We start from the raw sequence: 24719 nt of genomic DNA on the forward strand, positions 1-24719 counted from the left end.
TGAGAAGATCAATGTCATCATAGGAGAGTGTTGTTACCGTAGTCGATAGTCGCCATTGCGCGTGCCGTCGCAGGTTGGGGGCGCGATGACATCATGGGCGGTGTGGTGGTGATCGGAGTTGACAGTCGCCGGCGATGTGCGAGCTGACCCGCGTCGTAGCGGTGTTGCTGGCCGCGGGGGCCGGCCGGCGCTACGGGAAGCCGAAAGTTCTGGTTGAGGGTTGGCTGGAGACCGCGGTGGCCGCGCTGCGCGGCGGCGGTTGTGCCGATGTGGTGGTGGTGCTGGGCGCGGCCCCGGCGGCCGTTCCCTCGGGCGTCACCGCCGTCACCGCCCCGGATTGGCGGCAGGGCCTGAGTGCGTCGGTTCGCGCCGGCTTGGTGCAGGCCGACCGGATGAAGGCCGATTACGCCGTATTGCACGTGATCGATACACCCGATGTCGATGCGGCGGTAGTAGCACGAGTTGTTGGTCGTGCGTTGGGATCAAGTAGCGGTCTGGCGCGGGCGTACTTCGGGGATCGCCCCGGCCACCCCGTCGTTATCGCCCGCCGTCACTGGCCGGAGATACTGGCCCGCATGACCGGCGACCATGGCGCGGCCGCCTACCTGGCTGCCCGGCGAGACGTCGAAAACGTTGACTGTCTTGATCTGGCCAGCGGCAGCGACATTGACCGACCCGTCTGACCTGGTTCGTGGGCGCTAGCCGCCGCCACCGGCGGGGCTGGCGTGATTGGGGTCTGGTTGCGGGCTCGGAAGGGACGCGCGCTCGGCTTGCCGGGTCGCAAGCAGGGCGTAGAACTCGGCCTCAGCGGCTTGATACCGTTCCGCTGCGCACTTCACGGCCTGCACGAACGAGCCATGAAACTCCGCTGCATGGATGCTGACCACCCGGTAAGCCTGGGCGCACTCGGAGAACAACGACGCAATGGCTGCCGAAACCTCATCTTCGGCGGCGGCGACCACGCTCGTGATCGCTGGCGCCGCCACCACATTGGCCGCGCCCAGCGCCGAGCCGATGCGCTCCATCTGCGTCGCCGCCCCCACCAACATCTCCGGCGTGGCAACCACAAACGACATAACGATCTCCCGTCGATCATGTCGACGAAATCACGATAGGTCGCCAGTTAGCCGATGACGCCGCGGGCGCTCGCGTTCTTGCCAAGGTCAAATATTCCCCGCGCCGTCGGTGGGCGCGGCTTCGGCGTTGCGGGGATGCCCGTGTCTACCGGCGGTGGCCACGACGGACGTGCCGGCTGGTGGAGCCCAGCGGGCATCACATGGGTAAACCGGTGTGACCACTCTCCGGCTGGGCCGGTTCGAGGGTATCGCGGGCGGCCACTTTTACCCGGTTTCGAACCAGATACCAACCGCCGACCAGCGCGGGGACACCCACCAAGATGGCGGCCAGCATCCAGCGACCGTAGGTCTCGTCGAACAGCATCAGAATCAGCACGCTCGCCAGGAAAGCCAGCGTGATCCAGCCGCTGTAGGGGGACAACGGCATCCGGAAACTCGGCCGCTGCAGCACGCCGCTGATGGTCAACCGGTGGAAGCGCAGCTGGCAGGCAACGATGGTGGCCCAGGCGGCGATCACCCCCGTCGCCGCGATGTGCAGCACGATCTCGAAGGCCTGACTGGGTTTGACGGCGTTGAGCACGATGCCCAACATGCCGATCCCGGCGGTCAGCAGGATTCCGCCGTACGGCACCCCATTCTTCGACATCGGCGCGGTGAATTTAGGGCCACTGCCGTTGATGGCCATCGATCGCAGGATCCGGCCCGTCGAATACAAGCCGGCGTTCAGGCTCGAGAGAGCGGCGGTGAGCACGACGATGTTCATCACGCTGCCCGCGCCCTCAATTCCGACCTTGGAAAAGAACGTCACGAACGGGCTGACGTGTTCGCGGTAGCCGTGTAGGGCAGCAGCAGGGCCAGCAGAACTGTCGACCCTATATAGAAAAGCCCGATGCGGAACACCACCGAGTTGATCGCACGCGGCATGATCTTCTCGGGCTCGGCCGCCTCTCCGGCGGCGGTACCGACCAATTCGATGGCGGCATAGGCGAACACCACCCCAGAAGTGACCAGCACCAGCGGCACCAGGCCGGTCGGCAAGAATCCGCCGTGGCTACGCCACAGCCCTAGCCCGATTTCCTGACCGTCGACGTGGAAGCCTCCCGCTAGGAAGATCGACCCGATGATCAGGAATATCACCAGCGCTATCACCTTGATCAGGGCTGCCCAGAATTCCAGCTCGCCGAAGAGCTTGACCGAGATCAGGTCCATCAACAACACGCTCACTAGCGCGACCAGCGCCAATGTCCACTGCGGGACGAATTGCAGCGCTTTCCAGTAATGGCAGTAGTGGGCGATCGCGGTGGTGTCCACGACCCCCGTCATGGCCCAGTTCAGGAAGTACATCCAGCCCGCGACGAAGGCCACCTTCTCGCCGAAGAATTCGCGGGCGTAGGACACGAAAGATCCTGACGAGGGGCGGTGCAGGACGAGTTCGCCCAGGGCTCGCAGGATCAAGAAGACGAAGAAGCCGCAGATCCCGTAGACCAGGAACAAGCCGGGTCCTGCGGATGCGAGCCGACCGCCCGCGCCGAGGAAGAGTCCGGTCCCGATCGCCCCGCCGAGCGCGATCATCTGCAGCTGGCGGTTCTTGAGGGACTTGTGATAGCCCCTGTCTTCGCGGGTGAGTCTCGCGGTCGCGGCGGTGTCTAGCGGTGGCATCAAGCTCCTGCTGTCATGGCTTCCCGGAACGCGTCGACGCGAACACCCCCAAGCAACGGATGGGTGTCAGGCTAGCGCACGATTGCGCTGATGGCCCAGCGTTAACCGGTACGGAACATTTCGCCATCTGGGCTCACTCCGACCATGCGCTGCGGCGGGCCGGATGGGGGAGTGCGTACCCCCGGGAACAAGACGCGAAGGACCGGCGTTAACATGTTCGACAAGTTGAGCGAACCATACTCAACCTTGAGGTTGACAGCCTTGCTGCGGCCGGAGCAGGCTTGAGCGGGGTTCACTCAGTATAGTGCAGTAACAAGATCTACCTACTCAGGAGGAATCACTATGGCTCGTGCGGCCGGTATCGACCTCGGGACCACCAACTCCGTCGTCGCGGTTCTAGAAGGTGGCGACCCTGTCGTCGTCGCCAACTCTGAGGGCTCTAGGACGACTCCGTCCGTCGTGGCGTTCGCTCGTAACGGTGAAGTGCTGGTCGGCCAGCCCGCCAAGAACCAGGCGGTGACCAACGTCGACCGGACTATTCGCTCGGTCAAGCGCCACATGGGTGGCGACTGGTCCATCGAGATCGATGACAAGAAGTACACCGCGCCGGAGATCAGTGCCCGCGTGCTGATGAAGTTGAAGCGCGACGCCGAGGCCTACCTAGGTGAGGACATCGCCGACGCGGTGATCACCGTCCCGGCGTACTTCAACGACGCCCAGCGTCAGGCCACCAAGGATGCCGGTCAGATCGCCGGCCTCAATGTGCTGCGGATCGTCAACGAGCCGACCGCGGCCGCGCTGGCCTACGGCCTGGACAAGGGCGAGAAGGAACAGACCATCCTGGTCTTCGACCTCGGCGGTGGCACCTTCGACGTCTCCCTGCTGGAGATCGGCGAGGGTGTGGTTGAGGTGCGCGCCACCTCGGGTGACAACCACCTGGGCGGCGACGACTGGGACGACCGCGTTGTCGAGTGGCTCGTCGACAAGTTCAAGGGCACCAGCGGCATCGACCTGACCAAGGACAAGATGGCCATGCAGCGGCTTCGGGAAGCCGCCGAGAAGGCCAAGATCGAGCTCTCGAGCTCGCAGAGCACCTCGATCAACCTGCCCTACATCACCGTTGACGCGGACAAGAACCCGCTGTTCCTCGACGAGCAGCTGACCCGCGCCGAGTTCCAGCGCATCACGCAAGACCTGCTGGACCGCACCCGCAAGCCGTTCCAGTCGGTCATCGCCGACACCGGCATCTCGGTGTCCGACATCGACCACGTGGTGCTCGTCGGCGGCTCGACCCGTATGCCGGCGGTCACCGAACTGGTCAAGGAGCTCACCGGCGGCAAGGAGCCCAACAAGGGCGTCAACCCCGATGAGGTGGTTGCCGTGGGCGCCGCGCTGCAGGCGGGTGTGCTCAAGGGTGAGGTGAAAGACGTTCTGCTGCTGGACGTCACGCCGTTGTCGCTCGGTATCGAGACCAAGGGTGGCGTGATGACCAAGCTGATCGAGCGCAACACCACGATCCCGACCAAGCGGTCGGAGACCTTCACCACCGCCGACGACAATCAGCCGTCGGTGCAGATCCAGGTGTATCAGGGTGAACGCGAGATCGCCGCGCACAACAAGCTACTCGGGTCCTTCGAGCTGACCGGCATCCCGCCGGCCCCGCGCGGTGTGCCCCAGATCGAGGTCACCTTCGACATCGACGCCAACGGCATCGTGCACGTCACGGCCAAGGACAAGGGCACCGGCAAAGAGAACACCATCCGAATCCAGGAAGGCTCGGGCCTGTCCAAGGACGAGATCGACCGGATGATCAAGGACGCTGAGGCGCACGCCGCCGAGGACCACAAGCGTTGCGAGGAAGCCGACGTCCGCAACCAGGCCGAGACGCTGGTCTACCAGACGGAGAAGTTCGTCAAGGAACAGCGCGAAGCCGAGGGCGGGTCCAAGGTTCCCGAGGACACGCTCAACAAGGTGGATGCAGCCGTGGCGGAAGCCAAGTCGGCGCTGGCCGGCACCGACATTGCCGCAATCAAGTCGGCGATGGAGAAGCTCGGCCAGGAGTCGCAGGCGCTGGGGCAGGCCATCTACGAAGCCACCCAGGCTGACGCGGCGGCTGCAGGCGCACCCGGCGGCCAACCCGGCGGTGCCGAGCCCGGCGCCGACGACGTGGTGGACGCGGAGGTGGTCGACGACGACCAGGAGTCCAAGTGAGCGAGGGCAATCCACAGGAACAGGTAACTGTTACCGACAAGCGGCGGGTCGATCCCGAGACCGGTGAAGTCCGGCACGTCCCTCCCGGCGATACGCCGGGAGGGACGCCTCCGGCGGGCGCGGACAGTTCGGCCGCCAAAGTCGCCGAGCTGACCGCCGATCTGCAACGCGTGCAGGCTGACTTCGCCAACTACCGCAAGCGGGCGTTGCGCGATCAGCAGGCCGCCGCGGATCGGGCCAAGGCCTCGGTGGTCAGCGAATTGCTGCATGCCGTCGACGACATCGAACGGGCGCGCAAACACGGGGACCTGGATTCCGGTCCGCTCAAGGCGGTCGCCGACAAGATGATGAGTGTGTTGACCGGGCTGGGGCTCAAGTCGTTTGGCGCCGAGGGCGAGGACTTCGACCCCGTGCTCCACGAGGCCGTGCAACACGAGGGCGACGGCGGGCAGGACGCCAAACCGGTGATCGGCACCGTCATGCGTCAGGGTTACCAGCTCGGTGAGCACGTGTTGCGAAACGCGCTGGTCGCGGTCGTCGAAACGATTGCCGACGACACCTCCGAAGCGGGATCCACTCAGCAGCCGGCCGATAGCGGCGAAGCCGGGCGACCCGACACCGCCGATAACGCCGACGCCCCAGCTGAATAGGGCCCAGAATCAGGACGACAACAAAAAATGGACATGAAGGTAAGGAGGTGACGCGGCATGGCCCAGCGTGAATGGGTCGAGAAGGACTTCTACAAGGAGTTGGGCGTCTCCTCCGACGCCGCACCTGAAGAGATCAAGCGGGCGGCTCGCAAGCTGCTCGCCGAGAATCATCCCGACCGCAACCCGGGGAACAAGTCGGCCGAGGACCGCTACAAGGCGGTATCCGAGGCCAAAGAGGTGCTCACGGATCCGGCCAAACGCAAGGAGTACGACGAGACTCGTCGGCTCTTTGCGGGAGGCGGATTCGGGGGCCGCCGCTTCGACACGGGTGGCTTCGGCGGCTTCACAGGGGGGGCCGCATATGGCTCCGATGGCGCCGAGTTCAACCTCAATGACTTGTTCGACGCCGCCGGCCGGTCCGGGGGCACCAACATCGGCGACTTGTTCGGCGGCCTGTTCGGACGCGGCGGCAGCGCTCGTCCGAGCCGGCCCCGCCGCGGCAACGACCTGGAGACCGAGACCGAACTGGACTTCGTGGAGGCAGCCAAAGGCGTGGCGATGCCACTGCGGCTGACCAGTCCGGCGCCGTGTACGAACTGCCACGGCAGTGGCGCGCGGCCGGGCACCAGCCCGAAGGTGTGTCCCAACTGCAACGGTGCGGGTGTGGTCAACCGCAACCAGGGCGCGTTCGGTTTCTCCGAACCTTGCACCGATTGCCGGGGAAGCGGCTCGATCATCGAGCACCCCTGCGACGAGTGCAAAGGCACCGGCGTCACGACCCGCACCCGCACCATCAATGTCCGGATTCCACCCGGCGTGGAGGACGGGCAGCGGATCAGGTTGGCCGGGCAGGGCGAGGCCGGGTTGCGCGGTGCACCGTCGGGAGATCTCTATGTCACCGTGCACGTGCGGCCGCACCAGGTCTTCGGCCGTGACGGCGAAGACCTCACCGTCACGGTTCCGGTCAGCTTCACCGAACTAGCTTTGGGCTCAACGCTTTCGGTGCCAACGCTGGACGGCAGCGTCGGTGTCAAGGTGCCGCAGGGCACCGCCGACGGGCGCATCCTGCGGGTTCGCGGCCGTGGCGTGCCCAAACGCAGCGGAGGTAGCGGCGACCTGCTCGTCACGGTCAAGGTGGCCGTCCCGCCGAATTTGGAAGGGGCTGCCAAGGAGGCGCTGGAAGCCTACGCGGCGGCCGAGCGGTCCAGTGGGTTCGATCCCAGGGCCGGTTGGGCAGGTAATCGCTAGATGGCTAAGAACTCGAGAGAAGGGGAAGCCCGAACGTTTCTGATTTCGGTGGCGGCGGAGCTGGCCGGAATGCACGCGCAGACGCTGCGCACCTATGACAGGCTTGGTCTGGTCAGCCCGCGCCGGACATCCGGTGGCGGGCGCCGCTATTCGGAACATGACGTCAATCTGCTGCGTCAGGTTCAGCAGCTCTCTCAGGAAGAGGGGGTCAACCTCGCGGGCATCAAGCGCATCATCGAGCTGACCAACCAGGTCGAGGCGCTGCAGTCGAGGTTGCAGGAAATGGCCGACGAGCTCGAGACGATGCGGGCAAAGCAGCGCCGCGAGGTGGCGCTGGTGCCCAAGAGCACGGCGCTGGTCGTGTGGCAGCCGCGCCGGCCCCGCTGAGCCGGCTTTCCGCCACACCCCGCCGGGCTACGGCCCGGTGTCGGTATTGAAGAACCCGGAGAGGTTGGATCCGGTGTTGAAGAAGCCCGAGATGTAAGCTGCGGCGTCTTTGACCTTGCTGGTGTTGAAGAAGCCCGAGACGGTGTTGCCCACGTTCACCAGGCCCGATTGCAGCTCGCCGAAGTTGTAGACGCCCGAGGTCTGGCTGCTTCCGGAGCCGAACGGATCCATGCTGCCGTTGAGGAAACCCGAGTCGTAGCCGCCGATGTTGCCAAGCCCCGACGTGAAGCCCTTACCGGAGTTGAAGAATCCCGACGAGTCGTTGTTGGTGAAGTTGAAGAAGCCCGGCGCCGGGTCCATGTCGACCGCGATGTTCAGTGGCCCGCCATCGAAATTGATGGTGGTATTGAGAGCCGGGGGACCCACCGTGAAGTTCTGGCTGGACCCGCCGATCTGGATGCTCGGGATCGTGATCGCGGGGATGTCGAAGGAATACTTGAACGGGTAGTTGAACTTGATTCCGAGGACCTTGTACGAGTAGCCGTACTTTCCGGAGATGGTGAACGCTGAAATGTCGAAGCTGTGGATGGTCGTTCCACCGACGTCGAGGCTGATCGGTGTCTGGAAGTTGGCATAAATATCCAGGTCCACGGGCAGAGTCGGGATATTGAGCGTGTAGTTGAAGCCCAGCTGGCCTAGCTCGTCGCCCCTGAGTAAGAAGCCGTTGTTCATGCTGCCGGAGTTGAAACCACCGGTGTTGATATCGCCGAGGTTGGCAATTCCGGTGTTGGTGTCGCCCACATTGAAGTAGCCGGTATTGCCGACACCGGTGTTGAACGAGCCGGTGTTGATGTCGCCGGCGTTGAGGTTGCCGGTGTTGTAGCTGCCCGCGTTGGCCACGCCGGTATTGGCGATGCCGGAGTTGAACATGCCCGTGTTCGCGGCGCCGGTGTTCCCGACGCCGGTGTTGTAGTTGCCCGAATTTCCGATGCCCCAGTTTCCGGTGCCCGAGTTGCCGATGCCGACGTTGCCGGTGCCGGAGTTGAACAAGCCGACATTGTCGGTGCCGCTGTTGAGGGCTTCGAAACCGCGCAAGCCGTCGCCGTTTAACCCGATTCCGATGTTGCCGTCACCGGTGTTGCCGAAGCCGATGTTGCCGTCGCCGGTGTTGCCGAAGCCGAAGTTGTTGCTGCCGGTGTTGCCGAAGCCGATGTTGTGGTTGCCGTTGGCCAGCGAGACGCCGGAGTTGCCGAAGCCGAAGTTATTGCTGCCCAGGTTCCCGAAGCCGAAGTTGGTGCTGCCGAGGTTTCCGGCGCCGAAGTTGAGGTCGCCGATGTTTGCGCCACCGAAGTTGATGCCGCCGACGTTTGCGGTGCCCACGTGGTAGTCGCCGACGTTGGCGGCACCGAGGTTCAGGACGCCCAGGTTGGCGAAGCCCACGTTGAGGGTGGTGCCGCCCGCGGAGTCCCGGAACAACCCGGCAAGGTTGGCGCCGGCATTTCCGACGCCGGAGACGTAGGCCGCCGTCGCGGTGTCCAGGCTGCTGGTGTTGAACAGGCCCGAGACGCTGTTGCCGTAGTTGGCCAGGCCGGATTGCACCGCGCCCAGGTTTCCGTAGCCCGATACGTCGGTGCCGGAGTTGAAGAAGCCCGATCCGCTGCCAGCACCGTTGTTGAAGAAGCCCGAAGAGTAGCTGGTGGTCGTGTTTCCGAAGCCCGGCGCGGCGGCGATGTCGAACAGTGGGACGCCGACCAAGCCCTGGTAGTCGCCCCTTGCCAGGATGCCGTTGCTGTAGTTGCCGGAGATGAAGATGCCGGTGTCGACATCGCCCGTGTTGGCCCAACCGGTGTCGTAGTTACCCGAGTTGAAGCCGCCGGTGTTGTAGCTGCCCGAATTCGCGTTGCCGGTGTTGGCGTCGCCGGCGTTGAAGGTTCCGGTGTTGAAGTCTCCGGCGTTGCCGATGCCCGTGTTGACGATGCCCGCGTTGAACACGCCGGTGTCGTAGTTGCCCGAGTTGAACAGCCCGGCGTTGCCGATGCCCGAGTTCCCGATGCCGATGTTGTCGCTGCCCGAGTTGAACAGGCCGATGTTGTTGGTGCCGGAGTTGAACAGGCCGATGTTGCCGCTGCCGGTGTTCAGGGCGCCGAACCCGCGCAAACCGTCGCCGCTGAGCCCGATTCCGATGTTGCCATCGCCGGTGTTGCCGAAGCCGATGTTGCCGTCACCGGTGTTGCCGAAGCCGATGTTGTGGTTGCCGTTGGTCAACGAGGCGCCGGAGTTGCCGAAGCCGAAGTTGTTGTTACCGATGTTGCCGAAGCCGAAGTTGGTGTCGCCGATGTTTGCCCCGCCGATGTTGGTGCTGCCGAGGTTCCCGGGGCCGAAGTTGGTGTTACCGACGTTGCCGAGACCGAAGTTGTAGTCGCCGAGGTTGGCGCTGCCGATGTTGAAACTGCCGTCATTGGCCACACCCACGTTGAAGATTCGATCGGCAGAGTCACCGGCGAGGAAGAAGCCCGAAAGGTTGCTGCCGAAGTTTGAAACACCCGACACATTGGCCGCCGTCAGCAGGTCCAGCGCGCTCGTGTTGAACACACCGGAAACGTTGTTGCCCAGGTTTGCGATGCCGGACTCCAGCGTGCCGTAGTTCTTGAAACCGGAGTTTCCGAGACTGTCGGTGGCAAAGTTCAGGAAGCCGGAGTTGCTGCCGCCCCCGTTCCCGAAGCCCGACGCGCTACCGTCACCCGAGTTGAAGAAACCCGACGACTCGACGCTGGTCGAATTGCCGACTCCCGGGCCAGAAGGCAGGTCGAGGACGATCGCCTGGACCAGCCCCGTGTCGACAACAAAGCTGGGCGTGAACACGGACTGTGTCCCGCCCACGCCGATGTCTATCGTTGGACCGACAATCGTGATGGTCGGGAAGGTTTCCGGCCCGATGTTGCCGCTGACCACTCCGTACGCGCCGATCGGGATCTCCGGAATGGTGAAGCCCTCGATCACGGTGTTGCCGACGGTGGCGCTGATGGGGATGTCTATCGGGACGCTGAGGTTGAGGCTGGTGGTGATGGGCACCAGGCCAATCGCGTAGCTGAAGCCGCCTTGCGCCCGGTAGTCGGATCTCCACAAGATGCCGTTGTCGTAGTTGCCGCTGATCAGGGCGCCGGTGTTGACGTTGCCGACGTTTGCCAGTCCGGTGTTGTAATCGCCCAGGTTCAACCAGCCGGTGTTGTAGTCGCCCTGGTTGGCGCCGCCGGTGTTGGCCGTTGCCGGTGTTGCCGAAGCCGATGTTGTTGTCGCCGGTGTTGCCGAAGCCGATGTTGTTGAAGGCGGCCGTCAACCCGGGACCGGCGTTGCCGAATCCGATGTTGGCGCTGCCGAGGTTTCCGCTGCCGAGGTTGTAGTCGCCGACGTTGCCGCCGCCGATGTTGCCGAACCCGATGTTTGCGCTGCCGAGGTTGAGGTTGCCGATGTTCGCGTTGCCGAAGTTGTAGTCGCCGATGTTTGCGCTACCGAAGTTCAGCCCGCCGTCGTTGCCGACGCCCACGTTGAAGGTGGTCGCGTCCGGGCCGTCCCGAAACACACCGGCCAGATCGCTGCCGATGTTGCCGACTCCCGATATCCGGGCCGGCTCCAGGGTCGCGAGTTCGAGCCCACTGGTGTTGTGAATGCCCGAGATCGTGTTGCCGAAGTTCAGCGCGCCCGATTCCAGATCGCCGTAATTGAGCAGCCCGGAGACGCCGAACGGGCCGGAGGTGGTGTTGAACAAGCCCGACGAGCCGCCGTCGCCCTGGTTGAAGAATCCCGACGACGGGCTCGAGCTCGTGTTCCCAAGCCCCGTGGTCGGCGGGATGTAGAGAAGTTGCAGCTGGATGGGGCTGACGTCATAGGAAAGGGACAGATCCAGCGTTGCGGGGCCCACGGTGGCATTGATCGGGGGACCGACGATCGTGATCGATGGGATGGTGATGGGGCCGATGTATCCCCCGTTGAGGAAGGTCTGCTTGGGAATGGTGGTGCCCGGGGTGGTGATGGTGGGCACGGTGGCGCTGAACGTGTTGTCCAGGGGGATGCTGACGGCGTAGTCGCCGCTGGTTCCGCCGAAGTTGATCTTGAGATCGATGCCGAGCAGCCGGTAATCGTCCTGCCAGAACAGGCCGTTGCTATAGCTGCCCGAGATGAATGCGCCGGTATCGACATCGCCGGTATTGGCCCAGCCGGTGTTGAGGTTGCCCGGGTTGAAGCCGCCGGTGTTGGTGTTTCCGGCGTTGAAGCTGCCCGTGTTGTGGTTGCCGGTGTTCGCCCAGCCGGTGTTGGCGTTGCCCGGGTTGAACACCCCGGTACTGGCCTCACCCGAGTTGCCGAAGCCCGTGTTGTAGCTGCCCGAGTTCAACACACCGAAATTGCCGGTGCCCGAGTTGAAGAAGCCGATGTTGTTGGTGCCCGAGTTGAACAGCCCGATGTTGCCGCTCCCGGAATTCAAGGAGCCGAACCCGATCTTGCCGTCACCGCTGAGCCCGATGCCGATGTTGTTGCTGCCGGTGTTGCCGAAGCCGACGTTGAAGCTGCCGGTGTTGGCGAAGCCCTGGTTGTTGCTGCCCGCGTTGCCAAAGCCCTGGTTGGCGCCGCCTAGGTTGCCCCAACCGAGGTTATAGCTGCCGAGGTTGCCGCCACCGAGGTTGCCATCACCGTTATTGCCGTTTCCGATGTTCCCGCTACCGATGTTCCCGAAGCCCAGATTGGATGTGCCGACGTTGGCCGCCCCCAGGTTCAACGGGGTCGCGGCGGCCAGGCCCAAGCTGGGCAGGCCCAGCGCGCTCACCGGGTCGGCGACCGCGGCCTCGGCGGCGGCGGCCACCGCCGCGCTGGCCGGGGCCGCGCTGGCCAGGCTCGCGGCGGCGGCGTTGCCAAGCTGGCGCACCAATCCGCTCACGGCAAAGGGCGTCAATGCTGGGGCGGCCGCCGAGGCGCCGGCGTGGTAACCGAGCATGGCGGCGACGTCCTGGGCCCACATTTGCTCGTACTGTGCTTCGACGGCCGCGATCGCCGGCGCGGCCAGGTCCAGCACGTTCGCATTCACCAGTGCGGTCAGGACGGTGCGGTTTGCGTCGATAGCCGGCGGACTGACCGTGGCCACCAGCGCCGCTTCGAAAGAAGCCAACGCCGCCCGGACCTGACTGGCGGCCTGCTCGGCCTGGGCGCTTGCCGTGGTCAGCCACACCAGATAGGGCTGTGCGGCGCTGGCCATCGCGGTCGACGCCGGACCTTGCCAAGACCCGCCCGCCAGGCCGGAGGTCACCGCCCCGAACGCACTTGCCGCGGCGAACAACTCGGCCGCCAGCCCATCCCAGGCCGTCGCTGCCGCCAGCATGGGCCCCGGCCCAGCACCGAGGTGCATCCGGGCCGAATTGATCTCCGGCGGCAACAGCACAAAACTCATCGGAAACGCCTACTCGCCGCTACTAGGCGGATGGCGAGCTGTCTCATAACACTCCCCGCGCACACGGCAAATGCGAAAACCATTCGCATAGCAAAATGTGAAACCTATTCACAATTTCCAATGGCTACTCTCTGCTGGCCAGGCTAGCCCGATTTGTCTTGTCCGTTTTGGATTTGGATTGGTTCGGCAGGAATCGGCGGGATATTCGATGCGGCTTTGTCCGCTGCCGCACCTCGAATTGTCCGCTGGGCCAACTTGCGGCAGGCGCGGCCGATCAGGCGGTGCCGCAGGTGGATTGAGCGACGTCCCCGATCGCGGGTCCGGGTGCCGTTACGCCATCGCGTCGTTCAGGAAGCCGGAAAGCTCATGGCCGGTGTTGCCCAAGCCGGAGACAAAGGCCTGGGCCATCAGGTTCAGAATGCTGGTGTTGTAGATGCCCGACAGCGAGTTGCCGAAGTTCGCCCAGCCTGATTCGAGCGTGCCGACGTTTTGGAGGCCGGACAGTCCCGGGCCGCCCGCGTTGAAGAATCCCGAACTCTCCAAGAAGGCGTTTCCGATCCCCGAGACGGCCCCTTGGGCGTCGTTGAGCAAGCCCGACGCGCCTCCGGCTCCGGAATTGAAGAAGCCCGACGACGGCGTGTCCGACGAGTTGAAGAATCCAGGGCTCTGCTGCCAGTTGAAGCCGAAGGTGGCGGGGCCGACGGTGCCCGCGTCGGAGAAGTCGATGGTGTCCGTGATGGCCGTGTTTATCGGGCTTTGCGGGTTGATCACACTGGGATCGATGACGAACGGCCCGACGTGTTCGGTGGTAATCGGAACGGTGACCGATACGTGCAGCACACAGCCGACGAACGGAACATAGATCAGGCAGATCGTGGTCTCCAGACTGATTGGTATCTCGAATTCGGCGATGGTGAACATGTCCTGGGTGATGGTGTTGATCGCGCCGGTAATCGGTATGTCGATGTCGGAGTGCACCCAGGGCTCCGGCGTTGTTGATTAGCAGGCTTGTGAGCTGGGTTGATGATCTTTGGTGCCGCGCTATTGGGGCCGGAGTGTAGGCACGGGCTATCTGGAGAACGATCGAGTTGGTTACTGTTCGTCGTTGGTCTGGAGTTGCCCGTGCCTACCGTTTCAGTATTGCCTGTGTCGTCGGTTCCAGAGGTGTTCGACCGCTGGAGTCCTGGTGAGCGCAGCGAGCTCATCGGATCGGAGTTTCTCGATGTGTTGGCCTCGGTGCCAGACCCGAGGGACCCACGCGGTCGGAGGTATTCGCTGATGGCTTTGTTGGCGATCGCGGTTCTGGCCACTGCCGCGGGGATGCGCGGCTATGCTGGTTTTGCCACATGGGCGGCCACCGCTCCCGATGATGTGTTGGCCCAATTAGGGGTCCGGTTCCGGCGGCCCAGTGAGAAGACCTTCCGCGCTGTTTTGTCTCGGCTAGACCCCGCCGACCTCAACGCCAGGATGGGCAGTTACTTCACTGCACACGTGGCCAGCAGCGACCCCAGTGGATTGGTGCCGATCGCGTTGGACGGCAAGATGCTGCGTGGTGCTTTACGCGCCAAAGCGACAGCCACGCATCTCGTGTCGGTGTTCGCCCACCGTGCCCGATTGGTGCTCGGTCAACTCGCTGTCGCCGAGAAAAGCAATGAAATTCCCTGCGTACGTGCCCTGCTCACGCTGCTGCCGGGTAGCTTGCGGTGGCTGGTCACCGTGGATGCGATGCATACCCAGGTCGTCACCGCGAAGTTGATCTGCGCCACCTTGAAGTCGCACTACCTGATGATCGTCAAGTCCAACCAAGCCAAAATATTTGCGCGTATCACCGCGCTGCCCTGGGCCGAGGTGCCCGCAGCCGCTACCGACGACTCCCGCGGCCACGGCCGTGTCGAGACCCGCACCCTGCAAATCATCACCGCTGCACGAGGAATCGGCTTCCCCTACGCAAAACAAATCATCCGGATCACTCGTGAACGCTTGATCACCGCCACCGACCAGCGCAGCGTGGAGGTGGTTTATGCCATCTGCAGCCTGCCGTTCGAGCACGCCCGCCCTACCGCGATCATGACCTGGATGCGTCAACACTGGGGAATCGAGAACAGCCTGCACTGGATACGCGACGTCACCTTCGACGAAGACCGTCAAAGGGCACATACCGGAAACGGCGCACAGGTCCTAGCAACGCTACGCAACACCGCGATCAATCTGCACCGCCTCAACGGCGCCGACAACATCGCCGAAGCCTGCCGGATCACCGCTTTGACCGCCAACCGCCGCCTAGACCTCCTCAATCCACAATCCCCCAGCTCACAAGCCTGCTAATCAACAACGCCGGAGCCCTGGGAGTGCACCCCGATATTCCACGGGATCGCTGGAACGGTGGACTCGTAGGTGAAGCCGAGCAGGCCCTGGTAATCGCCGCGCCACAGCAACCCGTTGCTGTAATTGCCCGAGATGAACGCGCCGGTGTTGACGTTGCCGGAGTTGGCCAGGCCGGTGTTGGAATTGCCCTCGTTGAAGTAGCCGGTGTTGTAGTTGCCCGGATTGAAGCCGCCGGTGTTGTAGTCGCCCGGGTTGAAACTGCCGGTGTTGAAGTCGCCGCTGTTGTAGCAGCCGGTGTTGTAGTTGCCCGCGTTGCCGATGCCGGTGTTGACCATGCCGGAGTTGAAGAACCCGGTGTTAGTTGTGCCGGTGTTGCCGATGCCGGTGTTGTAGCTGCCGGAGTTGCCGATGCCCCCAGTTGCCGGTGCCGGAATTTCCGAAGCCGATGTTGTTGGTGCCGGAGTTGAACAAGCCGATGTTGCCGCTGCCCGAGTTCCAGCCCCCGAATCCGGTCATAGTGTCACCGGCGAGTCCGATCCCGATGTTTCCGTCGCCGGTGTTAGCGAAGCCGAGGTTGCCGTTGCCGGGGTTGCCGAACCCGATGTTGTAGCTTCCGGTGTTGCCGAACCCGATGTTGCCGATGGCGTCCGACAGCGCCGGGCCGGTGTTGGCGAAGCCGAAGTTGTAGCTGCCGATGTTGGCGCTGCCGAGGTTGAAGCCGCCGAGATTGGCGCTGCCGAGGTTGGCGCTGCCGAGGTTGCCGAAGCCGAAGTTGGAATCGCCGATGTTGGCGTTTCCGAGGTTGTAGCTGCCGATGTTGGCGCTGCCCACGTTCCAGAATCCGGGGTTTGCGATGCCGAAGCTGAAGGTCGTTGCGTCCGGCCCATTGCGGTACCAGCCGGCCAGGTCGGTGCCGATGTTTTGGAATCCGGAGAGGTTGGCCGGCGTTGCGCCACCGGTGTTGAGGAAACCGGAGATGGCGTTGCCGAGGTTGGCCAGGCCGGATTGCTGCGACCCGATGTTTTGGAAGCCGGAGTTGCCCAGGGCGGCGGTGGCGACGTTCCAGATGCCCGAGTTGTTGGCACCCACGTTGGCGAAGTCGGACGCGCTTCCGTCGCCCAGGTTGAAGAAGCCCGACGACGGGCCGGTGGTCGCGTTGAAGAAGCCGGCGGCCGGTTTGATGTCGATGAGCGGAATCTGGCCGGGGCAGAAGTTGAAGTAGCCACCGACGTGAACGACGGTGGAACCATCGGGATTACCGAGATTGAGCTGCAACGCCGGTTGGGTGCCGAAGTCGATGACGATGGGTGTGTTCAACGGGGCCGACGCGTCGCCACCGTGGATGGTGATGGGGCCGATCGGTGCGATGACCGTGCCACTGATGATGGCGAGGTCGACCTTGCCCGTGGCGGGCACTTTCGGGAAGGTCACGGCCGGGATCGAGATGTCGGTGATGGTGCCGGTGATAGGGATGTTGACCGGGGCATCGATGGTCATGAATGCCGGAATCCTGTTGACCGTGATGGCGTAGTGGGCGGACAGCTGCCCCATGCTGTCGGCCCGCCAGAAGACGCCGTTGGCCATGTTGCCGGTGATGAAGGCGCCGGTGTCGAAGTTGCCGATGTTTGCCAGGCCGGTGTTGTAGTCACCGGTGTTGTAGAAGCCGGTGTTGTAGTCGCCGGGGTTGGCGATGCCGGTGTTGAAGACGCCGATGTTGAACAAGCCGGTGTTGAAATTGCCGGGGTTGGCGATGCCGGTGTTGAAGGAACCGGAGTTGAACAAGCCGGTGTTGTAGCTGCCCGTGTTGCCGATGCCGCTGTTGTGGCTGCCGGAGTTTCCGATGCCCCAGTTGCTGGTGCCGGAGTTGCCGATGCCGACATTGCCGGTGCCGGAGTTGAAGAGGCCGACGTTGAAGCTGCCCGAGTTCAGGCCGCCGATGCCCACCAGGTTGTCACCCTGCAGACCGATGCCGATGCCGCCGGTACCCATGTTCCCGATGCCGACGTTGCCGGTGCCGGAGTTGAAGAAGCCGACGTTGCCGGTGCCGGAGTTGAACATGCCGGCATTCGAGGTCCCGGAGTTGAAGAAGCCGGTGTTGCCGGCACCCGAACTCAGCGACCCGAACCCGACTCGGCCGTCGCCGGTGAGCCCGATGCCGACGTTGTTGTCCCCGGTGTTGAACAGCCCGATGTTGTTGCTTCCGGTGTTCGACCAGCCCTGGTTGTCGTTGCCGGCGTTGGCCAGTCCCGTGTTGAAGTCGCCCAGGTTGAACAGGCCCGCGTTGCCGACGCCGTCATTGAGCGGGCCGAACCCGATCTGGCCGTCGCCGCTGAGCCCGATGCCGATGTTGCCGTTGCCGGTGTTGCCGAAGCCGAGGTTGCCATTGCCGGTGTTGCCGAACCCGATGTTGGTGTCGCCGACGTTGCCGAAGCCGATGTTGTTGAACGCCTCCGTCAAGCCCGCTCCGGCGTTTCCGAACCCGATATTGCCGCTGCCGATGTTCCCGCTGCCGAGGTTGTCGGCGCCGACGTTTCCGAATCCGACATTGAAGCTGCCGATGTTTGCGCTGCCCACGTTGAAGTCGCCGACGTTTCCGCTGCCCAGGTTCAGCTGGCCCAAATCGCCCAGGCCCGCGTTGAAGATCGTGCCGGCCGAGTCGCGCAGCACCCCCGATAGCTCCGTGCCGATGTTGAAGAGGCCCGAGAGGTTGGCCGCGGTCGGAAGATCCGCCGTGCTGCTGTTGTACCAGCCCGAGACGGTGTTGCCCAGGTTCGCCCAGCCGGAGAGTTGTTGGCCGTAGTTCTGCAAGCCGGAACTGCCGATGTCGCCGAAGCCGGTGTTCCAGAAGCCCGAATTGTTTGCGCCGACGTTTCCGAAGCCCGAGGCGGTTCCGGTGCCGGAGTTGAAGAAGCCCGACGACGGGGCCGAGGTCGAGTTTCCGAACCCGGGCGCCGCGGGGATGTCGAGCAAGACGATGCTGATGGGTCCTAAGCCGCTGCGAATCGCGATGGGGATCGAGCTGGAACCGTCGGGGTTGCCGATGTTGATATCGATGACCGGCAGAATGCCCTTGATGGTCGGGATGGTGATCGGCCCGATTTTGAAATCGGTGATCGACAGGGCGTCGATCGTGATGGTGGGAATCGTGAAGCCGTTGAGGGCCAGGCTGCCGAGATCGAGGTAGATCGGGATGTCGACCGGGATGTTCAAATCGAAGTTGAGCACCGGGAATTCGGGAATGAAGATCTCGTAGTGGGCGCCCACTAGCCCTTGGTAGTCCCCGCGCCAGAACATGCCGTTGCTGTAGTTGCCGGAGATGAATGCGCCGGTGTTGACGTCGCCCGTGTTCGCCAGGCCGGTGTTGTAGTCGCCGGTGTTGAAGAAACCGGTGTTGTAGTTGCCTGCGTTCGCCAGGCCGGTGTTGTAGTCGCCGGTGTTGAAAAAGCCGGTGTTGTAGTCGGTGGGGTTGGCCAGGCCGGTGTTGGTGTGGTCGGCGTTGTACAGACCCGTGTTGTAGTCGCCTGCGTTTGCGATGCCGGTGTTGCCGGTGCCCGGGTTCCACAGGCCCCAGTTCGTGCTGCCCGAGTTGGCGATGCCGGAATTGGCGGTCCCGGAGTTGCCGATGCCCCAGTTTGCGGTGCCGGAGTTGAAGATGCCGGTGTTGCCGGTGCCCGAGTTGAACAGGCCGGCATTTCCGGTGCCGGAGTTCAGCCCGCCGGCGAGGTTGATACCTACCTGGTTGTCGCCGGTGAGCCCGATGCCGATGTTGTTGTTGCCAGTGTTGCCGATGCCGATGTTGTGGTCGCCGGTGTTGGCAAAGCCCTGGTTGAGACTGCCCGCGTTCCCGAAGCCGACGTTGTAGTCGCCCAGGTTTGCCAGGCCGACGTTGTAGTCGCCCAGGTTTCCCAGCCCGAAGTTGTATGTCCCGTGGTTACCGGAGAGGAAGTTGAAGCTCCCGATATTGCCGCTGCCGAAGTTGTTGGCACCGACATTGCCGAAACCGGCGTTGTTGCTGCCGATGTTTCCGTCGCCGATGTTTCCGTTGCCGAGGTTGGCGATGCCCAGGTTGCCGATTGGGTTGTCATTGAAGAACCCTGCGATGTTGGTGCCGATGTTGGCGGCGCCGGAGATGTCGGCCGGTATCGATACGCCCAGGGAGCTCGTGTTGAAAAAGCCCGAGACGCTGTTGCCCAGGTTGGACATGCCCGACACCAGATCGCCGAGGTTCTGGTAGCCCGATATTCCGGAGCTGCCCGAAGCGAGGTTGAAGAACCCGGAATTGTTGCCGCCTGTGTTACCGAACCCGGAGGCGGTGCCGCTGCCGGTGTTGAAGAAGCCCGAGGACGCAGTTGTCGTGGAGTTACCGAAACCGGGGGCGGCCGCAATGTCGATGATCGGGATCTTGATCGGCAGCAGGCCGCCGGTGCCGACGATGTGGATCAACGGTTCCGGTCCGGTACCGATGTTGATGTCAATTGCGGGTAGGCCCAGCTCGAGGTTGGGGAACTTGATCGCGCTGACATGGACGGCCTTGAACCCGATGCCGACGATGTCCAATTCGACGGTGGACGCCGGGATGGTGAATCCGTCGACGGTGAAGACCCCGAGTGTGCCGGTGATGGGGATGTCGAGGTAGACCGGCACATCCAGGTTCAGTGGGATGGCGGTGTCGGGAATGGTGATCGCGTAATCGATGCCCCACAGGCCCTGATAGTCGCCCCGCCACAACAAGCCGTTGCTGTAGTTGCCCGAGATGAATGCGCCGGTGTTGACGTCGCCGGAGTTGGCAAAACCAGTGTTGTAGTTGCCGCTGTTGAGGTAGCCGGTGTTGTAGTCGCCCGGGTTGAGACCGGCCGTGTTGAAGCTTCCGGTGTTGAAGCTTCCGGTGTTGTAGTTGCCCGGGTTGCCGATTCCGGTGTTGACGTTGCCCGCATTCCACAATCCGGTGTTGATCTGACCCGAGTTGAAGACGCCCGTATTGGTGACGCCGGTGTTGCCGATGCCCCAGTTTGCGTTGCCGGAGTTGAACAGTCCGGTGTTGCCGGTGCCGGAGTTCAGGCCGCCACCAAAATTGAAGCCCTGCTGGTTGTCGCCGGTGAGCCCGATACCGATGTTGTTGTTGCCGCTGTTGGCAAGGCCCTGATTGAAGCCGCCCGCGTTGCCGAATCCGACGTTGTAGTCGCCGAGGTTGGACGAGCCGATGTTGTAGCCACCCAGGTTCGCCGAGCCGACGTTGAAGTTGCCGAGGTTGGCCAAGCCGAGATTGTTGAATCCACTGTTGCCAAGGCCCAGGTTCTCGTCGCCAAGGTTGGCGAAGCCGAGATTGAAGTCGCCGGTGTTGCCGAAGCCCACGTTGGCCTGGCCGATGTCGGCCAGTCCCAAACTGAAGGTTGACATTCCAGACGCCTGGTCGACGAGGATGCCCGCGAGGGTGGTGCCGATGTTCGACACGCCCGAGACATTGGCGGGTGTCCCGATGCCGGTATTGAACAGGCCGGAGACCGTGTCGCCGATGTTCAGCAGACCCGATTGCAGCGAGCCGACGTTCTTGAAGCCCGATACTGCCGAGGTCCCGAAGTTCTGGAAGCCGGAGATGTCGCCGCCGAAATTCGCGATCCCCGATACCGTTCCGGTGCCGCCGTTGAAGAAACCCGATGACGGGCTGCTGGTGGAGTTGAACAAGCCGGTGACCGCCGGGATGTCGAATATGGTCCAGTCGACGGGGCCGAGACTGGCCGTGGCGGGGATCGACACCACCGTCGTCCCCTTGGGGTCGCCGATGTTGAACGAAATCGCCGGACCGGTGGCCGTGATCGGGGCAAGGGTGACGGAGTCGATCGTTCCGGTCAAGACAGGTAGCGGCCCAATCGCGACGGTAAAACCGAAGTTGATGTCCTCCATCGTTATTCCGCTGTACAGCGTGTTGGTGAAGTTGGCGGTGAGCGGGATGTTGATGGGGGCGCTGGCGTTGACATGCGCTGGAATCTCCGGAACATGGATGACATAGCTGGCGCTCACCTGGCCCTGCTGGTCGCCGCGCCAGGCGAAGCCGTTGCCCATGTCACCACTGATCAGCAGGCCGGTATCGATGTTGCTAGCGTTGGCAAAGCCGGTGCTGTAGTTGCCCGTGTTGTACCAGCCCGTGTTGTAGTCGCCGCGGTTGGCGGCGCCGGTGTTGACGTCACCCGTGTTGAGCCAGCCGGTGTTGTAGTCACCCACATCGGCGATACCGGTGTTGACCATCCCGGTGTTGAACAGGCCCGTATTGGTGCTGCCGGCATTGCCGAATCCGGTGTTGAGGCTGCCGCTGTTGCCGATGCCCCAGTTTCCGGTTCCGGAGTTTCCGATACCGACGTTGTTGGTGCCCGAGTTGAACAACCCGATGTTGCCGCTACCCGAGTTCAACCCGCCGGCGAAATTCACGCCCCGCTGGCCAGCACCGGTAAGGCCGATGCCGATGTTGTTGTTGCCGGTGTTGCCGGTGTTGCCGAAGCCGATGTTGTTGTCGCTGGTGTTGCCGAAGCCGATGTTGTTGAACGCGTCCGTCAGCCGCGCTCCGGCGTTTCCGAACCCGATGTTGCCGCTGCCGATGTTCCCGCTGCCGAGGTTGTCGGAGCCGACGTTGCCGAATCCGAAGTTCGCGCTACCGATGTTTGCGCTGCCCACATTGAAGTCGCCGACGTTTCCGCTGCCCACGTTGAGGTGGCCCAGGTCGGCAAGGCCCAGATTCAAGATTGTTCCGTTGGCGTCGCGAAGCACACCCGCCAGGTCGGTGCCGACGTTGAATAGACCCGAAAGATTGGCTGGTGCAGCGAGGTTCGCCGTACTGGTGTTGTAGAAGCCCGACAGCGTGTTGCCCAGGTTCGCCCAGCCTGATGCCAGCGAGCCGAAGTTTTGCACGCCCGAGTTTCCGGCCGCCGCCACCCCGCTGTTCCACAGGCCCGAACTGGCGGCGCCAAAGTTGGCGAAGCCGGAGTCGCCTCCGGTGCCGGCGTTGAAAAAGCCTGACGACGGGCCGGCGGTGGTGTTTCCGAAGCCGGGCGCTGCCGGGATGTCCAGGAAGGTGATCGCGCGGCTTTCGACGGCGCCGACGATACTGATCGGTATGTTCGTGCTCGGTCCACCGAGGGCGATTGTCACGGTGGGAATCGTCAGGGTGGAGGCGCCGAGGTTGATCGGTCCCAGGAAGAACAGGCCGCCCAGATAGTAGGTCCTGGGGAAGACCGATCCAGCCTCGCTGACTTGTATCGTGTCGCCGCCCAGCGTGTATACCTGATTCACCGGCACGATCGACTGCACATCGATGGGAATGTGCGGAGTGGTGACCGATAGGTTGATCGCGATCTGACCTTGGTTGTCGCTGGTCACGAAGAAGCCGTTGTTGTAGTTCCCGGTGTCGAAGAAGCCGGTGTTGACGTTCCCGGGGTTGTAGGAGCCCGTGTTGGTGTCACCGGGGTTGAAGTTGCCCGTGTTCGCACTACCCGCATCGAAGCTGCCGGTGTTGGTGCTGCCCACGTTGAAGCCACCGGTGTTGTAGCTGCCGTTGTTGTAGAAGCCGGTGTTGGCCGCTCCGACGTTGTGCAGGCCCGTGTTGTACTGGCCGGCGTTACCGATACCGGTGTTCGCGGTGCCGGGATTCTCCAGGCCCCAGTTCGCAACGCCCGCATTGAGCAGGCCCGTGTTCCCGCTGCCCGAATTTCCGATCCCGATGTTTCCGCTGCCCGAGTTGAACAGGCCGACGTTGTCGGTTCCCGAGTTGAACAAGCCCGCGTTGCCGATGCCGGAGTTCAGTGCGCCGATTCCGATCTGGCCGTCACCGGTCAGTCCGATGCCGATGTTCCCGTTGCCGGTGTTGGCGAACCCGGTGTTGTTGCTGCCGGTGTTGGCCAGACCTTGGTTGTAGCTGCCGGCGTTGCCGAAGCCGGTGTTGTAGTCACCGAGGTTTCCGAATCCGACGTTGTAGCTACCGAGGCTTGCCGAACCGATGTTGTAACTGCCGATATTGGCCGAGCCGAGGTTGAGGCTGCCGATGTTGCCGCTGCCGAAGATGTTGTAACTGCCGGCATTGTCGCTGCCGAAGATGTTGTAGTCGCCGACGTTGCCGTTTCCGCCGATGTTGTAGTTGCCAACGTTGGCATGGGCCAATATGTTTCCGACGCCGTCGTTGGCGAAGCCGATGTTGAACAGTGTTGGGCCAAGCAGGAATCCGGCTAGGCTGCTACCGGTGTTCAAGACACCGGAGATGTAGGCCGGCGTCGTTATGGGCACCAGGCTCGAGTTGAGCAAACCGGATATGGTGTTGCCCGAGTTCACCAGACCTGACTGCAGCACGCCGGTGTTGGCGAAACCCGAGTTGCCGACGGGCCCCGAGGAATCGTTGAAGAAGCCAGAGTTGTTGGCGCCGGAGTTGAAGAACCCTGAGGCGCTACCTTCGCCACTGTTGAAGAAACCCGAGGAGGGGACGGTGGTCGAGTTCCCAAAACCGGGCTCTCCGAAGATCAGACCCTGGTTGTCGCCGCGCCAGAGGAAGCCGTTGTTGTAGTCGCCGGTGTTCAGGGCGCCGGTGTTGACATTGCCGAAGTTCGCAACGCCGGTGTTGTAGTCGCCGCGATTCAGGTAACCCGTGTTGTAGCTACCCGTGTTGAAACCGCCGGTGTTGGCATCGCCAGGGTTGAAGCCACCGGTGTTGTAGTTGCCCACGTTGCCGATGCCGGTGTTGGCGACGCCGGCATTGAAGAAGCCGGTGTTGGCGTCACCCGAGTTGCCGATGCCGGTGTTGTAGCTGTTGCCGGAGTTCCCGATTCCCCAGTTGCCGGTTCCCGAGTTCCCAATACCGAAATTGCCGGTGCCCGAGTTGAACAACCCGATGTTGCCGCTGCCCGAGTTCAGGCCGCCGAACCCGAATCGGCCGGTGCCGGTGAGTCCGATGCCGCGGTTGTTGTCGCCGGTGTTGCCGAAGCCGATGTTGTTGAGGGCCGCTGTCAGTGCGGGCCCCGAGTTTCCGAAACCAATTTTGCCGCTGCCGATGTTGGAGCTGCCGACATTTTCCGAGCCGAGGTTTCCCGAGCCGAGGTTGTAGTCGCCGACATTTCCATTACCGAAGTTGCGGAAGCCGACGTTTGCAAAGCCCAGGTTGGCGGTGACGACCGACCCGGCGGCCTGCAGCGGGAATGGTGTCAACGCCGCGGCGATCGATTCCGCTCCGGAACGGTAGCCAAACATCGCGGCAACGTCTTGGGCCCACATCTGCTCATAGGCGGCCTCAGCGGCGGCGATCGCGGGGGCATTCTGCCCCAATAGGTTAGAGACCACCAGGGATACGAATTGGGAGCGGTTGGCGGAGATCGCGGCTGGGTGCACCGTCGCGGCCAGCGCCGCCTCGAATGCGGCCGCAGCCAATCGGACTTGCGTCGCGGCTTGCCCGGCCTGAGCTGCCGCGGTCGTCAGCCACTTCAGGTACGGCGCCGCCGCACTCGCCATCGCTGCCGACGCCGCACCCTGCCAGCCGCCGCTCACCAGATCGGTGGTTACCGACGAGAACGCCGAGGCGGCCGAGCCCAGCTCACCAGCCAGACCCTGCCAGGCATTGGCCGCCTCCAGCATCGGTCCCAGCCCGGCGCCGATGGTCAAGCGCGCCGAGTTGATCTCCGGCGGCAGCACCGCGAAATTCATCACCCGTCCCTAACTCAGATCCTTAACTCGAACCGTTTGACCGGTACGTGCAGT

At 63.4% G+C, this 24719-nt stretch carries 10 protein-coding genes and 3 pseudogenes; 6 read left to right on the forward strand and 7 right to left on the reverse strand.

Going from position 1 to position 24719, the window contains the following annotated elements; genetic code table 11:
- The first annotated feature begins 134 nt into the window (after positions 1-134).
- Positions 135-683: a nucleotidyltransferase family protein gene (locus tag MPSD_RS03685; RefSeq protein ID WP_020788860.1), complete on the forward strand. Its 549-nt coding sequence runs from the start codon at positions 135-137 to the stop codon at positions 681-683.
- Positions 684-698: 15 nt separating this feature from the next.
- Here the strand turns inward: MPSD_RS03685 and MPSD_RS03690 are convergent, their stop codons facing one another.
- The gene (locus MPSD_RS03690) at positions 699-1076 is read right to left on the reverse strand and encodes a PE family protein (RefSeq protein WP_020788859.1); all 378 of its coding nucleotides are present in this window, start codon (positions 1074-1076) and stop codon (positions 699-701) included.
- 196 nt (positions 1077-1272) lie between these two features.
- Positions 1273-2735, reverse strand: a pseudogene (locus MPSD_RS03695) (amino acid permease).
- 342 nt (positions 2736-3077) lie between these two features.
- Here MPSD_RS03695 and dnaK point away from each other — a divergent pair.
- From dnaK to MPSD_RS03715, 4 genes are read left to right on the forward strand one after another with little or no spacing between them, the layout of a single operon-like run.
- Positions 3078-4946 carry a molecular chaperone DnaK gene (dnaK, locus tag MPSD_RS03700; protein WP_086085742.1) on the forward strand — a complete coding sequence of 623 codons (1869 nt, stop codon included), beginning with the start codon at positions 3078-3080 and terminating at the stop codon, positions 4944-4946.
- On the forward strand, positions 4943-5596 hold the full coding sequence (grpE, locus tag MPSD_RS03705) for a nucleotide exchange factor GrpE (protein ID WP_012392597.1): 654 nt from the start codon (positions 4943-4945) through the stop codon (positions 5594-5596). Before dnaK ends, grpE begins: the two co-directional genes overlap by 4 nt.
- Before the next feature lie 57 nt (positions 5597-5653).
- Entirely contained in the window at positions 5654-6844 is a 1191-nt protein-coding gene (gene dnaJ, locus MPSD_RS03710) for a molecular chaperone DnaJ (protein WP_020788855.1), read from the forward strand.
- Complete coding sequence (locus tag MPSD_RS03715; RefSeq protein WP_012392599.1) at positions 6845-7231, forward strand: heat shock protein transcriptional repressor HspR; 387 nt, start codon at positions 6845-6847, stop codon at positions 7229-7231.
- Between the two features lie 27 nt (positions 7232-7258).
- Here MPSD_RS03715 and MPSD_RS31000 read toward each other — a convergent pair whose 3' ends face one another.
- The 3 genes and pseudogenes from MPSD_RS31000 to MPSD_RS03725 form a co-directional block, all read right to left on the reverse strand.
- Positions 7259-10447, reverse strand: a complete 3189-nt coding sequence (locus MPSD_RS31000; protein WP_232022744.1) for a beta strand repeat-containing protein — start codon at positions 10445-10447, stop codon at positions 7259-7261.
- A gap of 172 nt (positions 10448-10619) precedes the next feature.
- Positions 10620-12668: pseudogene (locus MPSD_RS31005) on the reverse strand (PPE domain-containing protein); the annotation flags it as partial.
- 330 nt (positions 12669-12998) lie between these two features.
- A pseudogene (locus MPSD_RS03725) lies at positions 12999-13643 on the reverse strand (hypothetical protein); the annotation flags it as partial.
- Positions 13644-13790: 147 nt separating this feature from the next.
- On the opposite strand from MPSD_RS03725, the gene MPSD_RS03735 reads away from it, so the two are divergent.
- Positions 13791-14993 (forward strand): ISAs1-like element IS2404/ISMul1 family transposase, encoded by a 1203-nt coding sequence (locus tag MPSD_RS03735; protein ID WP_420811865.1) that lies wholly within the window; start codon positions 13791-13793, stop codon positions 14991-14993.
- Here MPSD_RS03735 and MPSD_RS30655 read toward each other — a convergent pair.
- Together MPSD_RS30655 and MPSD_RS03740 are read right to left on the reverse strand one after the other, a co-directional pair.
- A complete protein-coding gene (locus MPSD_RS30655; RefSeq protein ID WP_375341560.1) occupies positions 14990-15427 on the reverse strand; it encodes a hypothetical protein in 438 nt (145 codons plus the stop codon). The genes MPSD_RS03735 and MPSD_RS30655 overlap by 4 nt on opposite strands.
- On the reverse strand, positions 15351-24665 hold the full coding sequence (locus MPSD_RS03740; protein ID WP_372509746.1) for a PPE family protein: 9315 nt from the start codon (positions 24663-24665) through the stop codon (positions 15351-15353). The genes MPSD_RS30655 and MPSD_RS03740 overlap by 77 nt, the downstream gene beginning before the upstream one ends.
- Positions 24666-24719: the final 54 nt, after the last annotated feature.

Origin of the sequence: Mycobacterium pseudoshottsii JCM 15466, from assembly GCF_003584745.1 — a bacterium.
In the GTDB taxonomy this organism is placed as follows: Bacteria; Actinomycetota; Actinomycetes; order Mycobacteriales; family Mycobacteriaceae; genus Mycobacterium; species Mycobacterium marinum.